The sequence below is a fragment of the Actinobacillus capsulatus DSM 19761 genome (genome assembly GCF_000374285.1).
Taxonomy (GTDB): domain Bacteria; phylum Pseudomonadota; class Gammaproteobacteria; order Enterobacterales; family Pasteurellaceae; genus Actinobacillus; species Actinobacillus capsulatus.
Window position 1 is genome coordinate 182159 of sequence record NZ_KB893931.1, and the last position, 26418, is coordinate 208576.

23 protein-coding genes and 3 pseudogenes are annotated in these 26418 nt (G+C 40.4%); 13 read left to right on the forward strand and 13 right to left on the reverse strand.

Annotation, left to right across the window (positions count from 1 at the left end):
- Positions 1-134: 134 nt before the first annotated feature.
- The 5 genes and pseudogenes from C228_RS0102235 to C228_RS0102250 all read right to left on the reverse strand — a co-directional run bounded on the left by C228_RS0102235 (position 135) and on the right by C228_RS0102250 (position 9130).
- A complete protein-coding gene (locus C228_RS0102235; RefSeq protein WP_018651085.1) occupies positions 135-1505 on the reverse strand; it encodes a hypothetical protein in 1371 nt (456 codons plus the stop codon).
- Positions 1502-6466, reverse strand: a complete 4965-nt coding sequence (locus tag C228_RS0102240; RefSeq protein ID WP_018651086.1) for an AAA domain-containing protein — start codon at positions 6464-6466, stop codon at positions 1502-1504. Before C228_RS0102240 ends, C228_RS0102235 begins: the two co-directional genes overlap by 4 nt.
- Positions 6467-6584: 118 nt before the next feature.
- A pseudogene (locus C228_RS14725) lies at positions 6585-6653 on the reverse strand (DUF4143 domain-containing protein); the annotation flags it as partial.
- Positions 6654-6987: 334 nt separating this feature from the next.
- On the reverse strand, positions 6988-7809 hold the full coding sequence (locus C228_RS0102245) for a GIY-YIG nuclease family protein (RefSeq protein WP_018651087.1): 822 nt from the start codon (positions 7807-7809) through the stop codon (positions 6988-6990).
- Positions 7810-7894: 85 nt separating this feature from the next.
- Entirely contained in the window at positions 7895-9130 is a 1236-nt protein-coding gene (locus C228_RS0102250; RefSeq protein ID WP_018651088.1) for an ATP-binding protein, read from the reverse strand.
- A 311-nt stretch (positions 9131-9441) separates the two neighbouring features.
- Here C228_RS0102250 and C228_RS14425 point away from each other — a divergent pair, with 311 nt between their 5' ends.
- Both C228_RS14425 and C228_RS0102260 read left to right on the forward strand, forming a co-directional pair.
- A complete protein-coding gene (locus C228_RS14425; RefSeq protein ID WP_018651089.1) occupies positions 9442-9591 on the forward strand; it encodes a hypothetical protein in 150 nt (49 codons plus the stop codon).
- 41 nt (positions 9592-9632) lie between these two features.
- Positions 9633-9905: pseudogene (locus tag C228_RS0102260) on the forward strand (hypothetical protein); the annotation flags it as partial.
- Between the two features lie 77 nt (positions 9906-9982).
- On the opposite strand, the pseudogene C228_RS15030 reads toward C228_RS0102260, so the two are convergent.
- The 3 genes and pseudogenes from C228_RS15030 to C228_RS0102270 all read right to left on the reverse strand — a co-directional run.
- A pseudogene (locus tag C228_RS15030) lies at positions 9983-10129 on the reverse strand (nucleotidyltransferase family protein); the annotation flags it as partial.
- Positions 10130-10377: 248 nt separating this feature from the next.
- Complete coding sequence (locus C228_RS0102265) at positions 10378-12312, reverse strand: DUF262 domain-containing protein (protein ID WP_018651091.1); 1935 nt, start codon at positions 12310-12312, stop codon at positions 10378-10380.
- Between the two features lie 336 nt (positions 12313-12648).
- On the reverse strand, positions 12649-13644 hold the full coding sequence (locus C228_RS0102270) for a virulence RhuM family protein/type II toxin-antitoxin system death-on-curing family toxin (protein ID WP_018651092.1): 996 nt from the start codon (positions 13642-13644) through the stop codon (positions 12649-12651).
- 229 nt (positions 13645-13873) lie between these two features.
- On the opposite strand from C228_RS0102270, the gene C228_RS14280 reads away from it, so the two are divergent.
- Entirely contained in the window at positions 13874-14023 is a 150-nt protein-coding gene (locus tag C228_RS14280) for a hypothetical protein (RefSeq protein ID WP_018651093.1), read from the forward strand.
- 126 nt (positions 14024-14149) lie between these two features.
- Here C228_RS14280 and C228_RS0102285 read toward each other — a convergent pair whose 3' ends face one another.
- On the reverse strand, positions 14150-14971 hold the full coding sequence (locus C228_RS0102285) for a hypothetical protein (protein ID WP_018651094.1): 822 nt from the start codon (positions 14969-14971) through the stop codon (positions 14150-14152).
- Complete coding sequence (locus C228_RS0102290; protein WP_018651095.1) at positions 14926-16137, reverse strand: ATP-binding protein; 1212 nt, start codon at positions 16135-16137, stop codon at positions 14926-14928. The genes C228_RS0102285 and C228_RS0102290 overlap by 46 nt, the downstream gene beginning before the upstream one ends.
- A gap of 227 nt (positions 16138-16364) precedes the next feature.
- Here C228_RS0102290 and C228_RS0102295 point away from each other — a divergent pair, with 227 nt between their 5' ends.
- The 8 genes from C228_RS0102295 (at position 16365) to C228_RS13180 (ending at position 21442) form a co-directional block, all read left to right on the forward strand.
- On the forward strand, positions 16365-17210 hold the full coding sequence (locus C228_RS0102295; protein WP_211214888.1) for an aldo/keto reductase: 846 nt from the start codon (positions 16365-16367) through the stop codon (positions 17208-17210).
- Positions 17211-17294: 84 nt separating this feature from the next.
- The gene (locus tag C228_RS0102300) at positions 17295-18227 is read left to right on the forward strand and encodes a DMT family transporter (protein WP_018651097.1); all 933 of its coding nucleotides are present in this window, start codon (positions 17295-17297) and stop codon (positions 18225-18227) included.
- A 142-nt stretch (positions 18228-18369) separates the two neighbouring features.
- Positions 18370-19506, forward strand: a complete 1137-nt coding sequence (locus C228_RS0102305) for an aldo/keto reductase (protein WP_018651098.1) — start codon at positions 18370-18372, stop codon at positions 19504-19506.
- Positions 19507-19734: 228 nt separating this feature from the next.
- The gene (locus C228_RS14730; RefSeq protein WP_026313148.1) at positions 19735-19929 is read left to right on the forward strand and encodes an NADPH-dependent FMN reductase family protein; all 195 of its coding nucleotides are present in this window, start codon (positions 19735-19737) and stop codon (positions 19927-19929) included.
- A complete protein-coding gene (locus C228_RS14735; protein WP_245552741.1) occupies positions 19904-20167 on the forward strand; it encodes a flavodoxin in 264 nt (87 codons plus the stop codon). The genes C228_RS14730 and C228_RS14735 overlap by 26 nt, the downstream gene beginning before the upstream one ends.
- 173 nt (positions 20168-20340) lie before the next feature.
- On the forward strand, positions 20341-20733 hold the full coding sequence (locus tag C228_RS13995; RefSeq protein WP_169334410.1) for a DUF4405 domain-containing protein: 393 nt from the start codon (positions 20341-20343) through the stop codon (positions 20731-20733).
- The gene (locus tag C228_RS14430) at positions 20720-21004 is read left to right on the forward strand and encodes an alpha/beta hydrolase family protein (RefSeq protein WP_018651100.1); all 285 of its coding nucleotides are present in this window, start codon (positions 20720-20722) and stop codon (positions 21002-21004) included. Before C228_RS13995 ends, C228_RS14430 begins: the two co-directional genes overlap by 14 nt.
- Positions 21005-21115: 111 nt before the next feature.
- On the forward strand, positions 21116-21442 hold the full coding sequence (locus C228_RS13180; protein WP_018651101.1) for a tautomerase family protein: 327 nt from the start codon (positions 21116-21118) through the stop codon (positions 21440-21442).
- Positions 21443-21529: 87 nt separating this feature from the next.
- Here C228_RS13180 and C228_RS0102335 read toward each other — a convergent pair whose 3' ends face one another.
- On the reverse strand, positions 21530-21868 hold the full coding sequence (locus C228_RS0102335; protein WP_018651102.1) for a winged helix-turn-helix transcriptional regulator: 339 nt from the start codon (positions 21866-21868) through the stop codon (positions 21530-21532).
- A gap of 113 nt (positions 21869-21981) precedes the next feature.
- On the opposite strand from C228_RS0102335, the gene C228_RS0102340 reads away from it, so the two are divergent.
- Both C228_RS0102340 and C228_RS0102345 read left to right on the forward strand, forming a co-directional pair.
- On the forward strand, positions 21982-22665 hold the full coding sequence (locus tag C228_RS0102340; protein ID WP_018651103.1) for a DsbA family oxidoreductase: 684 nt from the start codon (positions 21982-21984) through the stop codon (positions 22663-22665).
- Entirely contained in the window at positions 22665-23336 is a 672-nt protein-coding gene (locus tag C228_RS0102345; protein WP_018651104.1) for an alpha/beta hydrolase, read from the forward strand. Before C228_RS0102340 ends, C228_RS0102345 begins: the two co-directional genes overlap by 1 nt.
- A gap of 286 nt (positions 23337-23622) precedes the next feature.
- Here the strand turns inward: C228_RS0102345 and C228_RS0102350 are convergent, their stop codons facing one another.
- Together C228_RS0102350 and C228_RS0102355 are read right to left on the reverse strand one after the other, a co-directional pair.
- Positions 23623-25236 carry a type I restriction-modification system subunit M gene (locus C228_RS0102350; protein WP_018651105.1) on the reverse strand — a complete coding sequence of 538 codons (1614 nt, stop codon included), beginning with the start codon at positions 25234-25236 and terminating at the stop codon, positions 23623-23625.
- The gene (locus tag C228_RS0102355; RefSeq protein WP_018651106.1) at positions 25233-26390 is read right to left on the reverse strand and encodes an AAA family ATPase; all 1158 of its coding nucleotides are present in this window, start codon (positions 26388-26390) and stop codon (positions 25233-25235) included. The genes C228_RS0102350 and C228_RS0102355 overlap by 4 nt, the downstream gene beginning before the upstream one ends.
- Between the last annotated feature and the right edge of the window lie 28 nt (positions 26391-26418).

Sequence of the window (26418 nt, forward strand, 5' to 3'; positions counted from 1 at the left end):
TTTAATTTTTCAGTTATTCAATCATAAACGACAACCAGTATCAATACTGGATAAAAACTTTATGGAAGCAAGCTCGCAAAATGACAATGCCGTCTGAAATTTCAGACAGTATTTATAATTTTTAATGTGAATGCTCAAATCTTGCTTAACAAGCCCAAGTCGTTCATACTTTCATATGATTGAAAACTGGATAAATATTTTTGAACCAAATCCTGAATAAAACGTACTTCATTTGCTTTGGTTGTCATAAACCCGATCGGCAATGTAACAGGATAATCAGCTAATTTAGAGTGATAACAAACTACCGCAAATTTATCTTCTAAAAACAAAATTTCTGTATTGCCATCTAAAAAATCTTCATGAAAACCATACAATATTTTTTCAGAAATATCTCTGAATTGGTTTTTCCATTCCAGTGCTTCACGTTTATTTCCTTCTGCTGGCAAAGGTAAATACAGGCGAAAATCATATTTGTCTTTTGATTTTTCAATTAAATTTTGCAATTTATCGTGGATTTTGCGTTGTTTTCCCCAATAAATATCGTTTGGGGCAAGCCAATAGAGTTTTGGGGATTGCTTTTTATCTAATTTAGCAATAATTTGATTGATTTGTTTGAACAAATTTTCTTGATGATAAATCTGTCCTAAAAAATACAAGCCTTTTTGTTGCTCATATTTTTCATAGACTTTCAGAAATTCTGAAAAATCTAATCGCCCGCCAAACAGCACTTTCAAGGTATCATCATCGCCAATTTCTTCCATACTTTTGCGTAATTCACGCAAATTATCACGGTTACCAAACTGTTCCAGTTGGGTGGTAATGGCTTGTTGGATATTATCCTGATGAATAATAGTATCTACGTCGTCGCGCTCTTTGGCTTCGCCTGTTTCAGGTAGCAACTCAAAAGATTGAGTAAAACGAAAATATTCAGGTACACCTTTGGGTTCAATGACATCAATTTTATATAACGAAATGTCTTTTTCGTCTAAATTGATGATGTTATCTTCCATTAACTGACGGAAACGGTTTTGAAATGCTTTGCGAGCAATTTCACTACTTTCAGACAGCACTTTCGGTTCAATTTCCAGTTCAATTGCTTGCTGACGGACATTATTGCAATCTTTTTTCTGCAAAAAGTTGTTGTCCAGCAACTCCATACGGTATTCACCGCCAAATTCTTTTAAGGTGGGAATTTTGGGGACATCTTGCCCATTATCTTGAAATAAACGCTGACCTTCTGCCGATAAGGAAATCAAACTGTCATCTTGCCAAATAATCCATTTGTTTTGTTCCAAATCAGCAAGAGCCACTTCGGTTTCATGCTGGTTAAACCCGAAATATTGGGCGATTTGTGCAGGTTTGCACGGTGTTATTTTCAACAGTCGCAACAAATATTCACGTACAAATGCCACGCCTTTATCGCTCATATAGGAAAACACAATGCGAAAACGTGGAGCTTTAACCACAAAATCTATTTGATTATAAGGTGTTTTTTGTTCACTCATTTTTTCGCTCCATTTTTCAGGGGTTTAATAGCGTAATGTTGTTTGTTAGTTTGCTTTTGCATAAATTGTAAGACTTTTGCTAATGGTGTTTTGCTGTTTTTAGGTTGCTCCCAAACGGTTTTTGCCCCGACAATGACGAGCTTATCCATTGCACGAGACAACGCTACGTTAATGCGGTTTGGCAAATGTAAAAATCCTATGCTGTATTCTTTATCATGGCGTGTTAGCGACAAAATAATCACACGATTTTCCTTACCTTGATAACTATCTACGCTGTCAATTTTGACCAAACGGCGGAAATTATCGTCCCAACTGCGTTCGTTGAATTTTTTGCGGATAAGTTTTTTCTGCTCGCCATACATACAAATTACACCAATGGCTTGCTCGTTTTTAGCCAAACATTTTTGCACGATATCGCTACTCATAAAGGTTTCATCGTTTTCCAAATCTTGCAATAAACCAATAATGACTTCAGCTTCAGCACGATTGGACAAACTGCCGTTTTTAGCTTTTTCGTGATACGAATTCGGTAATGAAGACGTGTCCAACCATGTTACACAGGATTTGAGTTTTTCAGGCAGCCTGAAATAAATATCAGGTACATCATTATCGGTTTTACCGTTTTCCAGAACATTTTCGTAAAAACAAGCTGATACCAAACTACCAATCGCAGGAGCCATACGGTATTGCGTTTTGAGCGTGGCACAAGTTTGTTTGCCGTATTCAGACAAAAATACCCGTTCAAAATCGCTACCTAATGCTTGATCTAATTCTTCGCCACGTTTTGAAATCCCTAAACGGCGAGCAAGTGCGTTTTTATGCTCTTCGGAATACAACGGTGGTAATTGTTTGTGGTCGCCTACCAATAAAATCCGTGTACCTGATTGCATGGCAATCGCCAGCTCACTGGAAATGGAACGGGCTGCTTCGTCCACAATTACCCAATCATAAAGATTGTCGGCAATACCGATATGCTTTTGCCCAATTCCCACGCAAGTACCAATTACAAGCTGACGGGAGCGGGCCAAAAACTCATCGTAATTGGTGCGTTCGTTAGAAAGGGCTTCCAGCATATCTTGAGTTAAATCAATCAGTTTGCCTGCCTGAATATCTTCGTGTGGCTGGATATTGTGTTTTTGATTTAATTCGCCAATCAATTTCGGCAAAATCTCATCAATTTCTACCAATTCACGCAATCCCATTGCTTGGGCTTGTTCTTTAATGCTTTTTTCTAATTTTTTACGTAAGCGTTTTTCGTCTTCATCAATGTTTTCATCTTTGGTTGATTTAACGATTTTTTCATAACGGCGGATTTGCGTGCCAATATCAAAGGTCAGTTCGGCACGTTCACGCAAATATTTTTCAGGCAGCCCCATACTACGACCAAGCTGACAGATATTACCAATCTTGTTCACATTTAATTGTGCCCGTTTTTGGCTGACTAAATTCGGCGAAAATACGTCTTCCAAAATTTCAGAATCGGCAACCTCACGGTTACTAAACCGCACCAGTTGCAAATCCGTTCCCAAACGCTGACAGTGTTTGCGAATGCGTTCGGCGGCAGTGTTCACCGCTTCGTGCGACTGACTGACCAGTAAAATATTGCGAACCTTTTGTACATCAAACAGGTAATGCACAAAAGCGGAAATAAATTCGGTTTTGCCCGTGCCTGGCGGACCTTGTAATAAAGATAATGGACCATTGGCTATCAAGCGTTGAAAAGCAAAGCGTTGAGCTTCGTTTAAACTCACGCCCTTTTCAGGTTGGTCATAACGAGCAAATTGTTCATTACTGACTTCAATCTCGTATTTTTCAGACGGCAACGTACAGCTTTCATCAAAATAATGTACCAAATTTTTAACTGCACTTTCGCCGTCTAAAATACGTTGCAAAGCATTTTTACGGCGGGTATAAGATGCTTTGTTTTGTTTGCTTTGGAAATAGATAGGCGTATTTTCTCCAATATTTCCTGATGAATTAGTTAAACTTTTTAATTTTAAATGCACCTCATTAAGCGTGCTTTTACCAATATCTACCACGCCATATTTAAAGGTTTTTTCGCCATCTTCACTTTTACCGATCGCTTCCACAATCTCATCACGTTTAAACTGATCAATAGGATTGACCTCGCCGTCATACGGGATATAGATCTCGCCGTTTTCAGTTTTTTGTACTGCTCCATTTGCGGTAACAGACGGTAAGGCTTCGGTTTCAGTATCCAAAATCGCCTGCCAAAGTTTTTGAATGTTTGGGCGTTGTTCAATAACGGCTTCTGCAACATCAATATCGGCAATTTCAGTTTCAACAACAGCAATTTGTTCAATTTCTTCTTTTTCAGGCTGATTGAAATATTGCTCTTGAACAAATTGAGTAATGGTTTGTTTAAATATCTCGTTATTCGTAATGAATTTATTGAGTTCATCTAAATTACTGTAATTGCCACGTGTAATACTCAGGCCAATTTGTAAACTGCATTTACTCTCATCACGGTCATTTCGACTGATATGATTGCGTTCAAACGGCGATGTAGCGTGTCGGAATTTTTGTTCGAGAATGGTATAAAAAGCGGTTATTTTGCCACCCAAGCCAATAAAAGTAATATCGATTTCTTCATCTGGATAGCGTTTGCTTTTTTTAAATTGAACAAACAATTCGCCATTTTCAGGATAAAGCTCAATCGGTAAAAACGAATCACGTCCGCCCACTGTGATATTAATCATCGGTGTGGTCGGTTTAGGATTAAGGGCTTCTTTAAATCTTGCCAACGAAATAAATGCGGTTTGGCTGTCTGAATATTCTTTCCGTACAACTTCGGCGATGTCAGCAAATTTTTCAGACGGCATATTCCATACCAAGCCCAATAATTCACACGCCATTTTCATAACGGCAAAATTATCTCGTTGCTTTTCAGTAGCATGGTCAAATTCTGGTGAATATTCGGTATTGAAATGGCTTTGTCCGCTTGGCGAAAAATCCAAAATATCCAAAATGTGAAGCTGAAAATTATCGTCATCAAGCGTTACCAACACATTGTCAGGTTTCAAATCTCCGTGCGTAAAACCCAAACTGTGCAAGTGCTCAATATTCTGAATAAATTTTTGAATAATCGTCAATTTTTGTTCGTCAGGCAAATCTAATTGACAAACCGCTTGCCACGTCTGCCCATCAATAAAATCACTTACGGCAAACAGACAGCCAGATTTTTGGGCAATGCCGAATTCTCGGATTTTCGGCACATAATCGGGCGATAATTTTGCCAATTTCGCTATATTTTCCAGCCAGTTTAATACTACTCGGGCTTTGGCTTGGTCTTTCTGTGGGTCTGCATTGAGCCACGCTTTAATCAATAAACCATTAGAACGGTAAACTTCTTTTTCGCTGCTTTCTATAATAAAATCATTATCTTCACGATAAGCACGGGAGTGGTTGATGTCATGGACAAACTGCTCTAATTTAGTAAAATCAAAGGAAAAATTTACCGCTTGTTCAGGTTTAGCTTGATTGAATTTCTCTAAAAAATCCACCGCACTTTCATAAGGCGTGCTTGATAACGCCGTACGCAAGACTTCTGCATACCACGTTGTTTCATCAGCCAATTGGTTTTTCATTTCGTCAATACTGGCTGGCGAAATGCGTTTTGCCTGAATGATGTGCCACGCCAAAACAGCCAACGACCGCACATCATATTGATATGGTGTAGGCTTGAAGCCGTCTGAAAGCGGAAAAACCGTTTTTGCTAAATCGCCCGATACTTCCAAAATTTCACGAATATCGCCGACAGTTTGCTCATCTTTAAAATATGCGGTCGCAAATCCCGACAGCGTGATTTTGTCATCTGCTGACAACCAAATACTGTGTTCGCCCAAATCCCGATGAGCAATGCCGATTTTGTGCAACTGGGCAAATTTGTCCAATAACAGTTGAACTAATCCTAAACGGCGTTCGATACTTAAATTTTCGCCGCTGTATCCGCCGACAAATTGATTAAAACGTTTTTGCTGTGGAAACAGTTCAAACAAATCAATATGTTCAGCAGTAATTTCACCTTTTTGCGGTGTGGATTTGTAATTCAGGCAGGCATGATACAACTCTTGGTTTTGTACTTTGATATGATTCAATACATCGTATTCACGGCTGACCAAACGATAACGTCCATCAGGCGTTTGTGCTTCGGGACGATTAATTTTTGCAAAATCCCAACGACGCAATAATGCTTGATCTTGATGTTTTCTGTTTTCAGTTTGGGCAAGATACTCTTGAAAAATATGTTTTGGATGGTCAAAAATGGGCATATCTTCGGCAAAATAACCGCCAACACTGATATTTTTGAGTTTAACAGTGTTGCTGCCGAAGATTTTTTTATCAAATAATTCAAAATCTTGATTCAAGGTTTTACTGTCAGGGTGTGGACGGAAACGATTGTTAAATTCGTGTTCGTTTTTGAGCTTTAAAAAATCTGCCAAAGTGAGGATGTGCATTTTTTCATTGTCAGGTAACTGACTAAAATCCGCATTACCCGTCATCACCACTAAAAAATGCACCTGTGGGCGAAATCCTTTATTAGTGAATTGTGGTTTGAACTTGTCCAGTTTCTTTTCTAACAAAAATTGCTTATTGCGAGTAACGGAAATAGGCGAACGCCCCATTTCCTTTTCGTTTAAATACCATTTATCTTTGTGAGATGTGATTGCGCCATTCCAATGCTTCAATTCAATAATTAGAACATTGCAATGCGTAACAATCACTAAATCAAATTCGCCTTCTTTGCGTTCTTTAACATCAGCAAAGCGAAAGCCTGAATAGCCTTTCCAAGGGAAAATGGATTGCAAATTTTTTAACGAATCAAAGCCGTTCCCTTTTCCTTTGCTGTTATTTACAACTGCCTTAAAAACCTGCTTCATTTTTTCAATAGCAGCAACTTCATGATCGGCTAAACCACCACCCCAATCTTGTACTTCCATAGATATTCCTTAAAAATAATTAATTTTTACTTTGCTAAATATACGACTAATAAACTATCACTTATTATATTTAAAATAGGCCTTCAGAACCATACAACGGCACATTCACCATCCAATCCTATTCCCGATAATCCGCCATTGAAAACCGAACTGCTTGATCTGGTTGGAACTGCTCCCCATACACTTGGCAGATTTCCCCCCCCCAATTGCAACACTCGCTTAATTTACAACCAATCTAGTTTCCTGTTGCATAATTTGCCCATATTTATCTACTTACTGGTTATTCTAAAGCTATGTCTATACCTATATTTTTCCAAAGGAAAATATAGGTATAGACCACGCTTTTTCCAATGAAAAAGCGACGAATTACTACACTTCCCCTAAGGAAAGTTGCAGATATTGCGAATTACACAACGACTTTTGCCTTAAAATAATGCTATTCATCAATAACAAGCAGTCTGAATCGATAAAATTTTTGCAAAATTTGACCGTTTGAAAAAGTTTTCAGACAGCATTATGTTTTAATCCCAGTGAAAGATGATTTTCAAACCGACTGCATCGGCAAAATTTTGAATGGATTTGCGAAGATCTTTCATTGATAGGTTATGATAAAGATACATATCTTTGCTCAATTCGGTTGTATATTTCATTCCATTGGGGCGGAAGCTCGGCTCATTGCCAATACAGTGGCTGTTTGTTGGCTTACCGTTCAAACAGAAATCTTCAACTAATTTTCGATAACGGCTGTTTTTTAATAAAAACAAAAAGAATTGTCTTTGATTATCCCGATAGCTTTTCCCTGAAATTTTATGATCTTCTAATTCAATAAAATACTGTCCGGTGCTATTTTCTTCATCGGTAACAGCAGTTTCAAAAATATTGATATGTGCCACTTCATCCATAATTTCTTGAGCTAAATTCCAAATGTTATCGGCTTTAATTTTACTTGTTTTCTCAATATAAGAACGATTACCCACGGTATTATTGTCTAATTGAAGTTCTGTTTTCTTAAATTCTTCAATCAATTTCTTTTCAAGATAATCCGTTTGCGATTTATCTAAATGCCCGTCTTCCCGCCCAAAGAAAATAATTTGGTTCCACCAAGATTTATTTTCATCAAGATGATGAGCGGCCAAGCGTTCATAAATTTTATTGCTCGCTTGCCCGACATAACGCTGATTTTCGCCTAATAAAATATAAATCCCTGCTTTATTGGCTTCTTCCAAATATTTTAATGCTTTTAAATCCGTGCGATCGGCAATCACTAAAAATGCAGGTTCTTTGGTATAAACGGTAATATTATCTTTTGCTCGGTCGCTGATAATGACTGTGTGGGTAACCATAAATTGTCCTGTTTTTATATTTTCGAAATGTATTTGAATTTATTTATTGTAAGTTAATTATTGAAAATACTGCGATTTTTCCTTCTCAAATTTGTACTTCTCTAGCCTTAGCCCCAAACACCTTCCAAAACGGCACAATCTCAATCACTTTTCCATCAACAATCATTTTATCTTCCTGATCAAAGGTAATAATAAAACCTTGCTCCAATTTAAAGAAATTCATCGCATCAACTAAGCCGTCTCGTTCTCGGGCGGTATTTTCGGCGTTTAGTTTCCGGCAGACTTGGATAAGTTGTGTCGGGGTGCTGTTTTGGCAGACGACAAAATCGCATTCTTTGTTGTTTTCGTTGTAGTAATACAGCTCTGAAAATTGTCGTCTGAGTTCCCAAAATACGGCATTTTCCAGCTTTCTGCCGAGATCTTGGCTGAAAGACGGGCTAATCACACGTTGTAAACCATTGTCGATAAAATAAGCTTTGCGTGGGTTGGCGAGCTGGGTTTTGTAGGAATAGGCAAATTTCGGCAGCAGATGAACCACATAGGCTTGCTCCAAATGCGAAAGATATTCCTGCACGGTAGAAGTGCTTTTCACTTCAAGGCTTTGTTTGAGTTTGTTTGCGGTAACTAAGTTGCCGATATTGCCCGCCAAGAAAAGCAACAAACGCTTCATCGCACGTTCGTCACGAATGCCGAAACGGACGATAATACCGCGGTATAAAATATCGTTAATCAAGGCGTTTAGAATCTCGTCTTCATTGAATTGCAGATACTGCGGAAAACCGCCGAGAGCCAAATAATCCGATACTGCGTCGGCATTTTTCGCCTTGCCGAGAAATTCGCAAAATTCCACAAAAGAGAAAGGGAAAAGTTCTTTGCTGATGTGCCGTCCTGTCAGTTTTGTGCCGAGTTCACGGCTGAGCAAAGACGCATTAGACCCAGTTACCACCACTTGATAGCCCTGATCGAGCTTGCCACGCACATACATTTCCCAGCCGTCAATCACTTGGATTTCATCAAAATAGAGCGTTTTAACCTGTGGATTTTCAGCAATGATTTCATCGAGTAAGGCAAAATCGCCAAACTCAAAATTGAAAAGCTGCGGCGTGTCAAAGTTGAGAAAGAGATAACTGTTTTCTGCTTGTTTCTCAATAAGTTGAGTAAGCAATGTGCTTTTCCCGCTACGGCGAATACCTGACACTGCCAAGGCAAAATCAGGCAACATTTTGATTCTCTCCAGCATTTTGCGCGGGTAGGTTTGTTGCGATAATAACTGCTGTTGCTGGCTTGTAATAGCTCGGGTAAGCTCTGATTTTAACAGCATAAAATAACTCTTTATCAATCTGTTCATTATTAACGAACAAAGTGTTTGATACTAATGGAAACTATTTTATGCTAAAAACAGAGAGATAAGCAAAGTGTTTGTTAGTATCGAATACTAGTGTTTGGCAGTAATGAATGATTTGGTTTTCCTGAATGCCTGAACCGCTTTTACACTTTTTTAAGGAAAATTGCAACTGTTGCAAATCCTACAGCTCTGTTTTCTCAATTCTACGGTTATCACGCAACAAAATCCTGCTTATGATCAACCCGCCAAGCGGTTTGATTTTTCTAACATTTTACAAAGGACAGACAATGAAACTTTCAAAAATCCCAACTTTACTTTTTGCATTAACGGCAAGGCTGACGGCGTTGGCAACCAATGACCGTTTTGTGGCGAATCCGCAAACGGTGGCGATTTACCACAATGGGAAGCCTACACCCAAGCCGACGGCACAACGATGATTTTTGACAACAAAATGGAATTAAGACACAAACACGATGCGAAATTGACCAAATTACCGATTGTGATTTACTTCGGCGATTTCATCAGCGACAAACCGTCCGACAATCAAGGCGAAGACCAATGGCGTATCCGCTTAAGCCTCGCCAAACAATGGGCGGACGTGGTGAACAAACACGGCGGCAAGGTGGAAGTGATCGAACTGCCGAAAGTCGGCATCAAAGGCAATACCCATTTCCCGATGTCTGATACCAACAACGTACAAGTGGCGGAACATTTGGCGGGGTGGTTGAAAGAGAAGGGGTTGGATAAGTAGGGAGAAAATTTAATGCCTAGCAAATCTCCTAACTCCACCTGCAAACCGCATAAATCAAACATCGTGGTTTTCGGTGTGGTATCCACCAAAATATCCAAATCGCTGTTTTCCGTACCCAGCCCTTTTGCCACCGAACCGAACACACGCAAGTTCGCCATCTCAAATTGATGACTAATCGCCATAATTTCAGCGTGCTTGGTTTGAATAAGTTGTGATGGGGTCATAATCGGCTCCTGTTTGGCTGATAAATTATGAACAAAGTATAGCGGAAAATTCTTGATTGTGTAGGGATTTGTGCGGAAAGTGCGGTTGGTTTTGAGAGCGTTTTGCAAAATTTGGGGGGAATTTGACCGCTTGCAGGGTGGACGTAAGTCCACGTTTTACCGTTATTGTGCGTGGACTTACGTCCACCCTACGCTAGATTTTCAGAGAAAAATGCCGTCTGAAAATTTGGTTTGAGACGGCATTGCTTTTAATTTGATGTTAATTGTGGAAACTGTAAAATATCATTAGCTTCAATTTCCCATTCATCAAATTGAATATTCCAACGTTTATCCATAAATTTCAGCATCTCTTCGCCACGTTCTTTAATCGTTTCTGGTGTCCAATCATCATACTTAGCCACCGTAATTTCACTATACGAACCATTAAAGAAACCACGTTCAACACCATTTTTGTCAGTATGGCGTTTTTTGTATGGGAAAGAAAAATTTTGTAATTCTGAATTTTTAGAACGACTTAACAATACCAAGTTACCCAAACTATGTAGAATAATCGCTTTTTGGTTTGAGCTTTTTATTGAGAAATACTCTTTCCAATATTCATCATCAGGTGTTTGTGGGTAAATATGCTCAATCGTTTCTTCTTTTTTACGCTTACTAAATTCTTGCCAAGAAACTTTGTTATCGCCTTTAGCAATCTTCTGTAATTCCAATTCATATTCATACAAGAAATACCGCAATCCATTCCAATTATAAAATCCCTGCTGTTTGGTATTTAAATCTTTTATGTAATCAATGAAATACTCTATATTAGTCCAACCATCATAAACCCACTCACTATTATCATTTTGATAACTGCCATCGGTTAGATAATCAATATTTTCAATAAGTTGTGCTAATGCTAAATTATTTTTTTGATATTCATGGGCATAACGATAAATTGTAGTATTAGCAGTGTTAGAACGGCGTTGCGAAACATAAAATACCAAGAAAATGAAGCGTTCCACCGATTTCAATAATCGTACAATTTCTTTTTCATCTCGTTCATTTGCCAATACAACCATCAGTAATGGAGCAAATGCGCTCATGCTCAAACGGTTTAATTTAAACAACCATTCTTTTGTATCATCGCCAAATGTTGAAAATTGTGGATTGTGCAAATAAAACCAAGACTTAACTAATTTTTGCAGGCTGGCTGTATATTCTTTTATTTTATTGAATGAAATTTTATTATCCAAAATTTGTTTTGCTGTAAAATGTTCATTTAGTAAAAATTTTGCATAAGACTGTGCTTCTGTACGATTGTATTTAAAATAAGCAGCCCAATGATCACTTAGAAAATCATCATCATTCAAACGCTTATCTTTATTTTTACCAAGATATTCATAAATGGTTTTCCAGGCTTCGTTGATATTGTCACGCAAAGTACGGCGTTCATTGTCATCAATTTCTAATAATGTAGATAAATAAATCAATCTATTTTTTAATAATTCTAGATTAGACAAAGGTTTTCCACGATTATTCATCGTTTCAAAGGTTACAAAAACATCTAATTCATTATCAATCTCATAGAAATTAAATTTAAATTGCGAAACCATTTTTTTAAAAACTTCTTCTCGCTCTTTAGTATTTAATTGCGTAATTTTATTTTTAAAGAATAATTTAGCATTCATCAGATTACTGGTATAAAGCGTATGTTCAGGTACTTTATCAGCAGTAGATGACTGTTGTTCTAAAATTTTAGTTTTAAAAAATTCATCACTTGGGTTGTCTTTTTCATAACCAAAGATATATGATTTGTGAGAATTTTTATACTCTTGAAATAAAAATTTCTTTTCCCAATCCGCTTTTGATTTAAAGAGAATATCTTCATCATCAGCCAATGAATTTAAAACAACTTGAATTAAAATAATTGATGTTGTCAGGCGTTGTTGCCCATCAATCAAATAATAAAATTTCAACCCACTTTCAAAAAGCCATTTATCATCGTCATTTTTAATTTCTTTTAACTGTTCAACGGTCAATAGACCTGTATAATGCGTTCTGCTATTTTTGAGATTTTGTAAATCTTCCCAAAAAGCTGTTAATTGCGGATATTCCCAAGAATAGCCACGCTGAAAATCAGGAATACGAAATACTTTTTCGTTAAAAATCTCATTAAGAGATAATAGTTTATTGTCTGCCATAATTATCTAACCCTATCGTTATTGAGTGAATTGATATAAGTTTTTAACTTTAATAGTTGATTTGCTGGATTTTTACACGATTTACCCCCCCCAGGCTAATTTGTCGCATAACCTATCAGCACACCATCAATCCTTTTTCAGGTAGATATCTGCCTGTAACCAATATTTTGTACTAATTGCCAGTTTCGTGTGTGCTATTGAGTATATCTTAAATTATTACCCATACAAATTGGAACGACACTTCCAATTTATAACTACCAATTTTGCAAAATTCCCCCATTTTTCCACCGCTTGTAGGCAATAAAAAACCGTCTGTCTCTATCCCAGACGGTTTGTTTAGTCGGCTTGTTTGAGCATATGCATGACAAGGCGGATTAAGGTTTCTTTTTGTTTCGGGTCGGATTCGGCGACCAGTAAAGTCAAGGCTGCCAAGCCTGTATCGTTGAGCACCGGCACGCCGTTTTCATCAAACAAACGCCCGTTGCGGTAGAGAAAATCCACAAACAAAAATGCACCGCTGCGTTTGTTGCCGTCTGAAAACGGGTGGTTTTTCACCACAAAATAGAGCAAATGGGCGGCTTTGGCTTCAATGCTGGGGTAGGCAGGTTCGCCGAAGACGGTTTGGTCTAAGTTGCCTAAAATGGCGGATAAGCCGTCATCACGTTCACGCGCAAATAAATCCGAGGCTTCGCCACGTTCAACCAGTTGATTTTTCAGCGATTGCAAGGCTTGTTTGGCTTCTCTGTAAGTCGGTAGCACACCGCCTGTTTGCACTTTCGGCTCGGCAAGCAAGCCTTCATCATATTGCTGTAACCACAAAAACGTCTGCGTATAACGGCTGACAATATCCACCAAACCCCGACCGCTTTCCAGCGTCAATCCCGACGATTTCGCCGTTTTCTGAATCAACGACAATGCCTGTTCCAGCTCGTGTGCATTTTGGCTCAAACGCTGTTGGTTGATGGCGTAGCCTTTGGTTAGGTAATCTTTTAAGCGAGCCGTTGCCCAAATGCGGAATTTTGTACCTAATACCGAATTAACACGGTAGCCAACAGAGATAATCGCATCAAGATTGTAATACTCAATTTCACGAGTTACTTGGCGATTCCCTTCTTTTTGAACAGTTGCATTTTTTGCAACAGTTGCAGTTTGTTCAAGTTCACCGTCGGCATAGATATTGCGTAAATGCCGTGAAATCACTGACTTATCTCGACCAAACAGATCAGCCATTTGTTGTAAACTCAGCCAGATCGTCTCATTTTCAAACCGCACTTCAACCTGCGTTGAGCCGTCATCGACTTGATAAATTTCTATGGGATTTTGATTTTTCATTGTTTTCTCTTGTTAAAAAATCAGTGGATATTCAATCATAATATTTAACCAGTATCAATACTGTATAAGCCCATTGCTTTTACCCGCTTTTGCAAAATATATCCTCTTCCATTATTGCAAATCCCACAGCTCTGTTTTCTTGAATTTACGGTTATCACGCAACAAAATCCTGCTTATGATCAACCCACCAAGCGGTTTGATTTTTCTAACATTTTACAAAGGACAGGCAATGAAACTTTCAAAAATCCCAACTTTACTTTTTGCATTAACGGCAAGTCCGACAGCGTTGGCAACCAATGACCGTTTTGTGGCAAATCCGCAAACGGCGGAGATTTACCGCAATGGGACGATTACACCCAAGCCGACGGCACAACGATGATTTTTGACAACAAAATGGAATTAAGACACAAACACGATGCGAAATTGTCGGCGTTGTTGAATCCGGGTTATCAATCAGACTAAAAAATGCCGTCTGAAAGTGAGTTCTCAGACGGCATTTGTTAAATCAATATTTGGGTGAATATTTTATATCTTCTAGATATGGATTTTTATTATCGCCAAACATCATTTCACTAAGCTTATCTGAAAAGGCTATAATATTATTAATATCTTTTTTATAAACTTCTTTATTATATGGATAAACAACCTTCACTTGGTAATTATCTGTAATATTCTCAAAGTGTTTAAAAAAGAACTTAGCCTCCACACTATTTAAAACATTGGGAATATATTCTTTCGACACTTTAACAAGTATTTTTCCAGCCCTTAGCATTAGTGGAATAATATTCATATATACATCTTTATTATCTAAATTCATCAATCGCATTTTTTCTTCAATACATGCTAAATTTAGATAATTTGCTAATAATGGAAATTTGTCTACTCCTTTTCGTTCGCTTTTTATATAATCTGATATATCAGACCATCTAACAGGATAAATGATGCAAGGAAAAGCATTTTTATCAATAAAATCAACATATACAGCATCAAATTTTGTGAATAAAAGACTTTTCATATTTTTATTATGATGTTTGGCATTTCTTATAGATAAAATCAAATGTAACTCTGGATATTTATAAAAATCTATTTGTTTATTAGATAGTTTTTGAATTGCATCGTATACATTATGAAAAGCATCAAGAACACTTTTCACAATAATTTCTATATTAAATATTGCTTCTTTTTCATCAACATCAACTAAATTTGGATATTTTATAATTTGCTCAAGTTGCATTCTCATAGAATGACATAAATATTCAAACTGGTATTCAATGTCCATAGTTATTTTTTCTCCAATCCCTTCAAAAACTCCCTCAAACTCAAACACTGCACTCCATCAAACGTATTTCCTTCAAATTCATCCATCGTCACCACATATTTCGGGTAGTTGTCTTGAATTTTCAGTAGATTGCCAAATTCCCGTTCGAGTGTTTTTTCTTCATTGATGGTGAGTGTGGCTTGCACATAAATACGTTCGCCGTTTTTTTCGGCGACGAAGTCGATTTCTTGGCTATTTAAACCGCCGATTTTGACATCGTAACCTGCGATTTGAAGATGATTGAATATGCAGTTTTCGAGCAGTTTGCCACGCTCTTGCACACGATAGCCGCTCAAGGCATTTCGCAAGCCTAAATCTTCAAAATAGTATTTTTCGCCAATCTCAAAAATACGTTTTCCTTCAATGTCATAACGCGGTACTTTATGAATCAAAAAGGCGTTGGCAAGGTATTCTGCATAGTTTTGCACCTGCGTGCTTGAAGTGGTAATTTTCTGCGATTTCAAAAAATCAGAGATTTTTTTGGCGGAAAACAGATTGCCGATATTGCCCGCCAAAAATTGGGTGAGTTGTTCTAAAAACTGCACATTCCGCAATGAGTAACGGTTTACAATGTCACGAATTGCAATGGTGGAATAGATATTCCGCAGATATTCAAACACGATGTTGTCTTGCAACGGCAGGTCTTTCAAATAAGGCAAACCACCATATTTCAAAAACAGCGACATCGACTTATCGCTATCGTCCAATTCCATAAACTCAAGAAATTCAAAATAGGAAAGGGAATGAACGTTGATTTCAATCGACCGCCCGCTCAATGCTCCAGCAATATCACGTGAGAGCAAATGGGCATTGCTGCCCGTGCAATACAAATCCAATTCATCATCTAATAAAAGCGAACGTAGTGCCTGTTCAAAACCTGTAATTTCTTGAATTTCATCAATAAAAATGTAATTTTTTTGACCACTCTTTTTCTGTTCCTGTACAAAATCATTCAGGTTTTCAGCAGTCGTAATGTGGCTGAATGCCAAGTCTTCTTTGTTGATATAAATAATGTGGGCATTTTTATCCGCCGTTTGAATCTCTTGCATAATCTGAAACAACAAATAACTTTTGCCCACGCGACGCTGCCCTGTGAACACCTTAATTAAACTTTTGCCGATAAACGGATGAACTTTTTCAAGGTATTTCTGGCGGTACACTAAATCTTTCTTCATAGAATTCCTTTTCTTATGATTGAAACTTTATCTTTAAATAAAAAAGTTTCAATTATAATTAAAACTTTTATAAATTATACATGAAGTTTAAAATATAAATTGCATATTATTGCAAATTCCACAACACTGTTTTCGTTTTTTAGCGATTAACACTCAATGATCTTACGCCTATAATGCACTCATCAAGCGGTCGGAATGACCTAAATTTTTACCAAACAGAGGAACAGATGATGCAATCAGTGAAATTAAACAACGGTATCGAAATGTCAATGGTCGGTTTTGGTGTGTATCAAGTGAGCGATGAAGAAACGGAAAAAGCGGTGTTGCAAGCCTTGCAAGCTGGCTATCGTTTAATCGACACCGCAGCGGTGTATGGCAATGAAGCAGGTGTAGGACGTGCGATTAAGGCGAGCGGTATTCCGCGTGAAGAAATTTTCGTGACCACCAAACTTTGGATTCAGCGTGAAAACGGCTATGAAGGCACGCAAAAAGCCTTAGACGAATCTTTACAACGCCTTGGTTTGGACTATGTGGATTTATATTTAATGCACCAACCGTTCGGCGACGTACACCAAGAATGGCGTGCGATGGAAGATGCCTACAAAGCAGGAAAAGCCCGTGCGATTGGTGTGAGTAACTTCCATATGGATCGTGTGATGGACTTGGTCACCTGCCACGACATCGTGCCTGCGGTAAACCAAATCGAAACCCACCCGTTCTACCAACGTGAAGACGAAGTGGCGTTCCACAAAGAACTCAGCATCGTGCAACAAGCTTGGGGTCCGTTGGCGGAAGGTAAATTCGAGATTTTCAGCAATCCTGTGCTCGGCAAAATCGCCGCTAAACACGGCAAATCCGTGGCACAAGTGGTGCTTCGCTGGTTGAATCAACGCGGCGTGGCGATTATCCCGAAATCCGTGAAATTGGAACGCATCATCGAAAACCGTGATTTATTCGGCTTTGAGTTAGATGCACAAGATCTCGCAGACATCGCCACAATCAACACCAACACCGCCATTTTCGACCACCGAGATCCGAAAATGATCAAATGGTTGGCGGAGGTTCGTGGCTAAGTTCAGTCGGTAAATGGGATAAAAGTGCGGTCGGTTTTTGCAACGTTTTGGCAAAAATCGACCGCTTTCATATAAGGAGAAACGATGTTCACATCACTTTTTGCTATCGCTTTGGGCGTGATGATCGCCTTTCAAACCGCCATTAACGTGCGGTTACGCCAAGCGGTGGTGTCGCCGTTTTTGGCGTCGTTTGTATCCCTTGCTGTCGGGGCGGTGGCGTTGGGCGTGGCAACCTTGGTACAGGGCGACAGCTTATTGATTTCATCTGAACAAATCGCCGCTTCGCCTTGGTGGAGCTGGATTGGTGGGGTGTTGGCAATGGGCGGATTGACCATCAATATCCTGATTTTCCCACGTTTAGGCAGCGTGCAAACCGCCGTGATGCCGATTCTCGGGCAGGTGGTAACAGGCGTGATTATCGACACCTTCGGCTTGTTCCAATCGCCCCAATTTGCTCTCAGTTGGTTGCGATTAGCAGGCGTAGCGTTAGTGCTATTCGGCATTTTTGTGGCAATCATTTTGCCCTCGTTGAAAGCCAAAAGTGCGGTCAAAAATGACGAAAAATCGCTGCTCGGCTGGCAGTTGCTCGGCATTTTCGGCGGCGTATTGGTGGGAATGACCCCTGCGGTAAACGCCGCCTTACGCCACACGCTTGGCTCTCCATTGCAATCCGCCTTCGTGCCATTTTTCACCGCTGCCGTGTTGCTGGCACTCTTCGTCAGTTTAACCGAACCCCTTGCGTGGCAACGCCTTGCCACCGCCTGCCATAACACCGCCTTCTGGCAATGGACAGGCGGCGTGCTTGGTGCAGCTTATGTCTTCGGTATTATTTTACTCGTACCGCTTATCGGCACAGGCGGAGCGATTATCGCCTCACTTTTCGGCTTAATTGCAGGCAGTCTCATCATCGACCAATTCGGCTTACTCGGTGCTACTCGCAAGCCTATCAATATCTGGCAGATTTTAGGACTAGCGATTTTGCTAAGCGGCATTGTAGTGATTCAGTTGAGCAAATAAAAGTGCGGTCGGAAATGCTTTCGTTTCCGATTTGCCATTATTGCAAATTACACAATACTCTTTTCTCAAATTCGCACTTCTCTCTCAATAGTCAAATCATTAGAATGATGCCATCAAAATGATTCATCAGAAGGAAAACAAAATGAACAGACGTGATCTTCTTAAATCAGGCGGTTTAGTCGCATTGGGCTTAGGTTTGAGTGCCGCAGGTTTTGCAAAAAATTCGGTAAATCCGACCGCTCGCACAGGCAAAGCAGCAGAAAATCCGTTGTTGCCACAACGCAAATTGGGTAATTTGACTGTGTCGGCGGTGGGCTTGGGCTGTCAGGGTTTCGGGCAGAATATGTACGGCGTGCCAGAGCCGTCAAAAGCGCAATCCATTAACGTGATTCGTCAAGCGTTCGACCACGGCGTAACCTTTTTTGACACCGCCGAAGCCTACGGGCCGTTCAAAAGCGAGTTGGTGGTGGGCGAAGCGATTAAGCCGTTCCGTGACCAAATCGTACTGGCGACCAAATACGGCTGGGACATCGATCAAAAAACAGGGCAACGCACAGGCAAGGTAAACAGCAAACCAGCCCACATCAAAATGGTGGTGGACAATATGCTCAAACGCCTGCAAACCGATCGCATCGACCTGCTTTACCAACACCGTGCCGACCCAGAAGTACCGGTGGAAGAAGTTGTTGGTACAATTCAAGATTTGATGAAAGCGGGCAAAGTGCTGGGTTACGGCTTGTGCGAAGTCAGCCCTGAAACCATTCGCAAAGCCCATAAAATTCAACCGCTTGCAGCGATTCAAAGTGAATATTCACTTCTCTTCCGTGGACGTGAAAACGACGTATTGCCTGTGTGTCAAGAACTTAGTATCGGTTTTGTGCCTTGGTCGCCGTTGGGGATGGGAACGCTCGGTGGCTATGTGAATGCCGACACCAATTTCGGTTCAGATCCGAGAATGGATTTGCGTGGAATCTTGCCGAGATTTGAAGCGAAAAACTGGCAAAATAACGTGAAATTGCTGGAACTTATCCGCAAATGGTCACAAACCAAACTCTGCACACCAGCCCAACTTTCACTGGCGTGGCTGCAAGCTCAAGGCGATTTCATCGTGCCGATTCCAGGCACGACCAAAATCAACCATTTGTTTGATAACCTAGGTTCAACTGCCGTGAGTTTCACCGCCGACGAACTCGCCCAATTCCGCAAAGAATTAGATGCCATCACCATTCAAGGCGACCGCCTGCCCGAAGCGATTTTGAAGTTCTCGGAAGTGCGATAAAAACAATGCCGTCTGAATTTCGTTTCAGACGGCATTTATTTATGAATTTTATTCATTACCTTAATCAAAATTACCTAGCTAATCAAAGGGCTATACTTTCGTTAAACTAATTGCAAAACAACATTCATAAACTCACTTGGGAGAAAAACGATGAAAAAATTATTCACAATCCCTGACTGGATTGTTCACAGCTTCGCCGCCGTTGGCTTTACCAACGTTTAAAAAACAATGTTTTTTGTGACCGCACTTTTTACCGCCCTGTTTGCCGCGCAGGTGGCACAGACGAAGAACCTGATTATCTACTTTTCGCAGCCTGAAAATTACACCGCCGATCAGCTGGTGGACGGTGTGTCGGGTGCGAGCAAGCTGATTAAAAACAATGACATGCTTGGGGCGAATGAATATCTTGCCAAAGAGATTTAGAAAACTGCAGGCGGCGACTTGTTCCGTTTGGAAACCGTCAAGCCTTATCCAACCGCGCACCAACCGTTGTTGGATTACGCACAAAATGATTTTGGTCTATCCGATCTGGTGGTATCAAACACCGATGGCGTGGTACAGCTTGCTTGAACAGACCGATTTCAGTGGTAAAACCATTGTGCCGATTGTCGGACACGGCGGCAGCCGTTTCAGCGGTACAGATCGTGAGTTGAAAAATTAGAGCCGAACGCCACCGTCAAAGACGGCTTTGAAGCCTACCTGCACAAAAGCGCCGACCTCGCACCGTGCAAGGCTCTATAAACCTAGCCCCGTTGGGGCTATTTTCAATCGGCAAAAGCCGCAGAGCGGCTTGGTTTACCGAACCCAGTACGGCTCGTACTGGGCAGTACAATTATGAAGAAGAAATACCTTTTCCAACTCGCCCAAGACCTGATAATGACCACCGCACTGTTGTCCTTATTCGGCTATCACTTATACGAAGAAATCACCCACGAGTGGCTGGGGCTGGTATTTTTTGCGCTGATTATTTCCCATTTAACGCTCAATACGTGGTGGCTGAAAAAGCTGTTTACAAGCGAATACCACGGTTATCGTACCTTTCAAACGGCAGTAAATTTTGCAACTTTTTTGCTTTTTTTGACCGCTTGTATCAGCGGTATTTTGCTCTCCAAGCACCTGTTTACCGAAATGCCATTCCACCTGACTGACGATTTCACCTGCAAAATCCATATGACTGCCCCCCCACTGGCTGCAAATCGCCGTGGGCGTGCCGATGGCGGAATTTAAAAAACTGCCCCAAATCCCGATTGTGCTGTACTACGGCGACCACATCAAACTTGGCTCAAACAACGTGGGCGAAAACAAATGGGGAACGGAACTTGCAATGGCGAAGCAATTTGTCGCCACTATTAACTGCCACGACGGCGATGCAACCTTGGTTCATCTGTCTGAAATCGGCATCAAAGGCAACTCACATTTTTTAATGGGCGAGAAAAACAACGAACAGTTGGCGGATTTGATGGAAAAATGGTTAAAAGAAAAAGGGTTGGATAAGTAACGACAAGCGGTCAAATTTGCCGAAAAATTTGTAATACGTAGGGTGCGTGTAAACACACCATTTCACAAACATTTCGGTGCGTTCACACGCACCCTACACAAGGAAACAAAAATGTCATTCAACATTCAAACCAATCATCTTGCGTCAAACGAACAACAAGCCTTGATAGCGGACGAACTGGGTTGTGTGCCCAACCAATCCACCCAAAGTATTTTGATTGCTTTTGAGCATAAACCAATGTGGTATCGCGGAAACCGCCCTGCGGCGTGGGTGGTGTTTCGGGTGTTTGCCAATGAAAACCACATAGGCTACGGCGAATTGACCGCTCAAATCAGCCGAATTTTGCACCGCACTTTGAACATTGAGTTAGCGAGAATTTTTGTGGAATTTGCCGACATCGCTGCTTTCGGCATTGGGGGACGCTATGTTGAACGATAAAACAAATTCCATTTTGATTTACCATTTTACCGACCCGATAATGGGCTGACTTACGAAAGCGAACCGTTTTTCAGGCAGCCTGAAAACCTAACGATTATTTTCGCCCCATTCGCACAAAGCGTCCAAAATCGGTATTAAAGATAAGCCTTTATCCGACAAACTATACTCCACTTTCGGGGGAATTTGCGGATACTCAGTGCGGATAATCAAGCCGTCATTTTCCAGCTCTTTTAACGATTGGCTCAATGTTTTTACCGAGATTTTGCCGATTTTGCGCTGCAGTCCGTTAAACCGCATATTGGGTGGATTGCGGTGCAGCCAAAACAAAATCACCATTTTGTATTTTCCGCCAATAAGCGACAAGGCATAGCCAAAACCTGTTTCATCGAGTGATTGGATATTTTGATAATTGGGGGCATTGAGCATTTACACTTTCCTTTGGGTGAGTATGTTACGATAAGTATCGTACTGTTTTTTCACATCATACACCATTATAATATGCTCACTTTCTTTTTTAAATCACCCATTGGAGTATGATGATGAAAATCCAAATCTGGTCAGATTATGCCTGTCCTTACTGCTATATCGGCAAACGCCATTTAGAACAAGCCCTTGAACAATTCGCCCACAAAGACAGCGTACAGATTGAGTTTAAAGCCTTTGAGCTTTATCCACACGCAGGCAAAACGGCGGTCAATACCACCCAAGAACGCATTGAGAAAAAATACACCAAAACGCCGCAAGGGGCATTAGAAATGATCGCCCATATTGAAAAAATGGGCGAGCAAGCAGGCTTGGCAATGAATTATGCAGACGTGAAAAACACCAATACCTTTGATGCCCACCGCCTCTATCAATGGGCAAAAAGTTTGGATAAAGGAAGTGAAATGAACGAACGCTTGATGCGTGCTTATTTCACCGATAATGTGGAATTGGCAAATTGGGAAACCTTGGCAAAGCTGGCAAACGAGGTCGGCTTAAACGGCGATGATGCCAAGGCAATGCTCGCTTCTGATGATTTTATCCAAGCGGTCAAAGACGATGAGAACGAAGCTAAAATGGTTGGCGTGCAAGGCGTGCCGTTTTTTGTATTTGACGGCAAAACCGCCACATCGGGAGCAATGCCTGTGGGAAGTCTTTTGGGTCTGCTAAACCAAGTTTATCAAGATAATCAAACGGATAGTCTGACAGGTGCAAGCTGTGGCATTGATGGGTGCAACTGATGGCAATCCTGGAATTTACACCGTCTGCCAAACCCATTATTTTGGGTGGGCAAAGAGCGGATAAGCATTTGATTTTGATACACGGATTGACACTTTCAGGCAGACAGTTTGTGCCGATTGGGCAGTTTTTATTGGCACGGCTTGGGCAAAATTGGCAAATCATTTTGCCCACCGCTCCTACCCAAAGGGTAACTTGGCTTGGCGGTCAATTGGCAACTGCTTGGTTTGATTTGCCTGTGGGGAGATTTGATAAAAACCAAGACGAAACAGGACTGAACCAAGCCAATTACTACCTTCATTGCTTGATTGATGAACTGGTGCAAACAGGCGTTAATTCCCAAAATATCGTGCTGGGTGGATTTTCGCAAGGCGGTGCTTTGGCTTTGTTGTCCGCCTTAACCTATCCCGACACGCTAGGCGGTGCGGTATGTTTGTCCGGCTATTTGCCGATGGCGGATAAATTGGGCAATGCTTTGCAACGCTCTGATAAATTGCCCATACTGATGACACACGGCACAGAGGATAAACCGATCGACATTGCACTTGCCCAAAATGCGGCTGAGATATTACAAAATAACGGTTTTTCCGTTCACTTTAACCGCTATCCGATAGGGCATACGATTGACGGGCAAGAACTGGCTGATGCGGCAAATTGGTTAAAAAACCGTTAAAAAAACACCGCTTGGATTGTTTTTGAAAACAGACAAGCGGTGTTTTTTTATCTGAATTTTGCAAAACGGCTTTCAGGCTGCCTGAAACGCTACGCACTTTGTAGTATAAGAGTGAAAAGCGTGCAAGTATGGATTGATGGCTTGATTTTTAAAAATAAAACACCGCCTACTATGATAAACGATATTTTTTTACCCGCCAAAGCTTTTTCTAAAACTTTGTGGCGATACGCCAAAGCGTGCCTTAAACTGCATTCTAAAATGACTTGCGGTGCCAAAGCCTGTTTTATTACGGCAAAAGCGGCAATCCCAATTCGCTTAAAAACTTATTGTGTTTCTCGGTTGCCGTTTTGATTTTTTCGTCCAACGCCATTAGGTTTTGATGGTTGGCAATCAAATCAATTTCGGGTTCCGCTGCAACGTTGCTGACATAACGGGCAATATTCAAATTGCCGTCATTGTCTTCAATTTCCTGCATGGCAACCCGTCTGGCGTAACCTTGTTCTTCTTTGCGGAATTGGTAGCAATCGACGATTTTATCAATATGCTCATCATTTAAGCGGTTTTGCCGTTTGCCTTTTTCAAAATCATCGGCGGCATTGATAAACAATACATCGTCATCTTTTTTGCATTTTTTCAGCACCAAAATACAAACGGGAATGCCTGTGGAATAAAACAGATTGGCAGGCAGCCCGATAACAGTGTCAATATGACCGTCTTTCAGCAATTTTTTGCGGATTTTTTCTTCTGCACCGCCGCGGAATAATACGCCATGCGGCAGAATAATCGCCATTGTGCCATTGTCGCTTAAAAAGTGGAAACCGTGCAGCAAAAAAGCGAAATCCGCCGCCGATTTTGGTGCAAGTCCATAATTTTTAAAGCGGAAATCGTTTGCCAATTCTTCCTTTGGTTCCCAACGGTAACTAAACGGCGGATTGGCGACTACTGCATCAAATGTCAGTTTTTTGGCTGGATTGGTTTCGTTTAACACATCCCAATCATTGAGCAAAGAATCGCCGTGATGAATGGTAAATTCGGTATCTTTCACTCCGTGCAATAGCATATTCATGCGTGCCAAGTTGTAGGTGGTGATGTTTTTTTCTTGACCGTAGATTTTGCCGATATGCCCATTGTTTTCAGCCATTTGATGACGCACATTAAGCAGTAGTGAGCCAGAGCCGCAAGCAAAATCCAGCACATTATCTAATTTGGCTTTATTTCCGCTTGCAGGGTTTTGGCTGTCCAGCGTAACAATGCGGGATAAAATGGTGGAAACCTGTTGCGGTGTGTAAAATTCGCCCGCTTTTTTGCCCGACCCCGAAGCGAATTGGGCAATCAAGTATTCATAAGCATCGCCCAATGCATCGCTGCTGGTGGAAAATTCGCTAATGCCCTCGGCAATGCGTTTCACGATTTCCACCAATTTATTGTTACGCTCTTCATAACTCTTGCCGAGTTTTTCAGAGTTCAAATTAATCTCGGAAAACAAACCGCCAAAAGTGCTTTCAAAAGATTCGTTTTCAATATATTTAAAGCCCTGCTGCAAGGTATTGAGCAGTTCGTGGCTTTGAATGCGTGCCAATTCGGCAACGCTGCCCCACAAAAATTCAGGCTTAATCACATAATGCACTTTGCGACGCATCTGCTTTTCAAAATCGGCGACAAAATTGGCATTTTCGTCATACCATACGGCAAGCGGCGTGCGTTTGTCGTCTTCAGTCAGCTGCGGATAATCTTTGCCCAACTCTTTTTGAGCGGCAAGTTCGTAATTGTCGGACAAGTAGCGTAAAAACAAAAACGACAGCATATAATCACGGAAATCATCGGCATTCATCGCACCGCGAAGCTGGTCGGCGATTGCCCACAGGGTTTTGCCGAGTTGGTTGAGTTGTTCTTGGGTCATTGATGTGTTTCTCTAAATAAATCAGGTGTTAAGTCTGAATGGAAAGGATAAGTTTCCAACAAGGTTTTTAACACGGTTTTAAATTTTTCTTTATTATCAGGCAGCATTTCTTTGGGCTCAAAAACAGAATAGCCACCATGATTCAATACTGGGATCAAACGTTCATAAAATTCGGCATCTTCAAGTTGAATACATTTTTTAAATCCAGCCAAACCGTGAAAATTTGCTGTTTTCTCCATAATATTTCGTAAAATGTTGAAATGATATGGATATATTGGTTCATTATTATCCAATGTATCTTTTAATATTTTCAGCATTGCAACGTGATATAAACTAGCTGTATCACCTTCCAGTTTCAGGAAAGAGTATTGGTTTGCATCATTTTTTGACAACAAATATCTGGGGGCTTTGTTCAATTCATTACACAATACATTAAAAAATAAACCGTGATGGGTAGAAATGACAAACTGAATATCTTGCTTGGGATCATAGTTTTCTGTTTTATAGCTTTTCAGCATCGTCGCTAAATTGTGTGCGACAGACACCGCATAATTATCGTCCAATGATGAAATAGGATCGTCAATATAAACATATTTGACCCATTCATATGGTGATCCTTCTTGTTTGTCCAAGCCTAATTGCAATATTGCCAAGAAAAAACACCAAATAAAAATATGCTCTTCTCCTCGAGAAATCTTGATATTGTCATTAGGATTTTCATGGCGGAAAAAAGCAACTTCCCAGCGTTCTGTTTGCTCTTGATTTCCTTTACCGCGGTTTTCTTTACTGATTTTAAAATCAAAATCCACATATTTTTGTAACAACGGGCGGATTCGGGTATCTAACTCCAATTCCCAAATCCCAGCAAAAAATTGAGATGAATCGTTTAATACCAATACACGATCGGTATCATTTTCCAAGTCATTATCCCAATAGAACAAATCTTCGGTAAACGCATTAAAATACAGCGTATCTCGTTGATCATTTCGCCTGCCAATATCTTTAAATGCCATTGATAAGCGGGTTTTACCCGTGCCATTATGGGCAAAGATCAACAGGCATTTGGATTGTTGTTGCCTTAAACGTGTTGCCAAATCGTTTAAGTCTGTTAAATCCTTAAATGGATCATTTTTTTGTACATTATTCTTTGCCATAGTTATCTTTTTGTTTTTGAAAATTTTT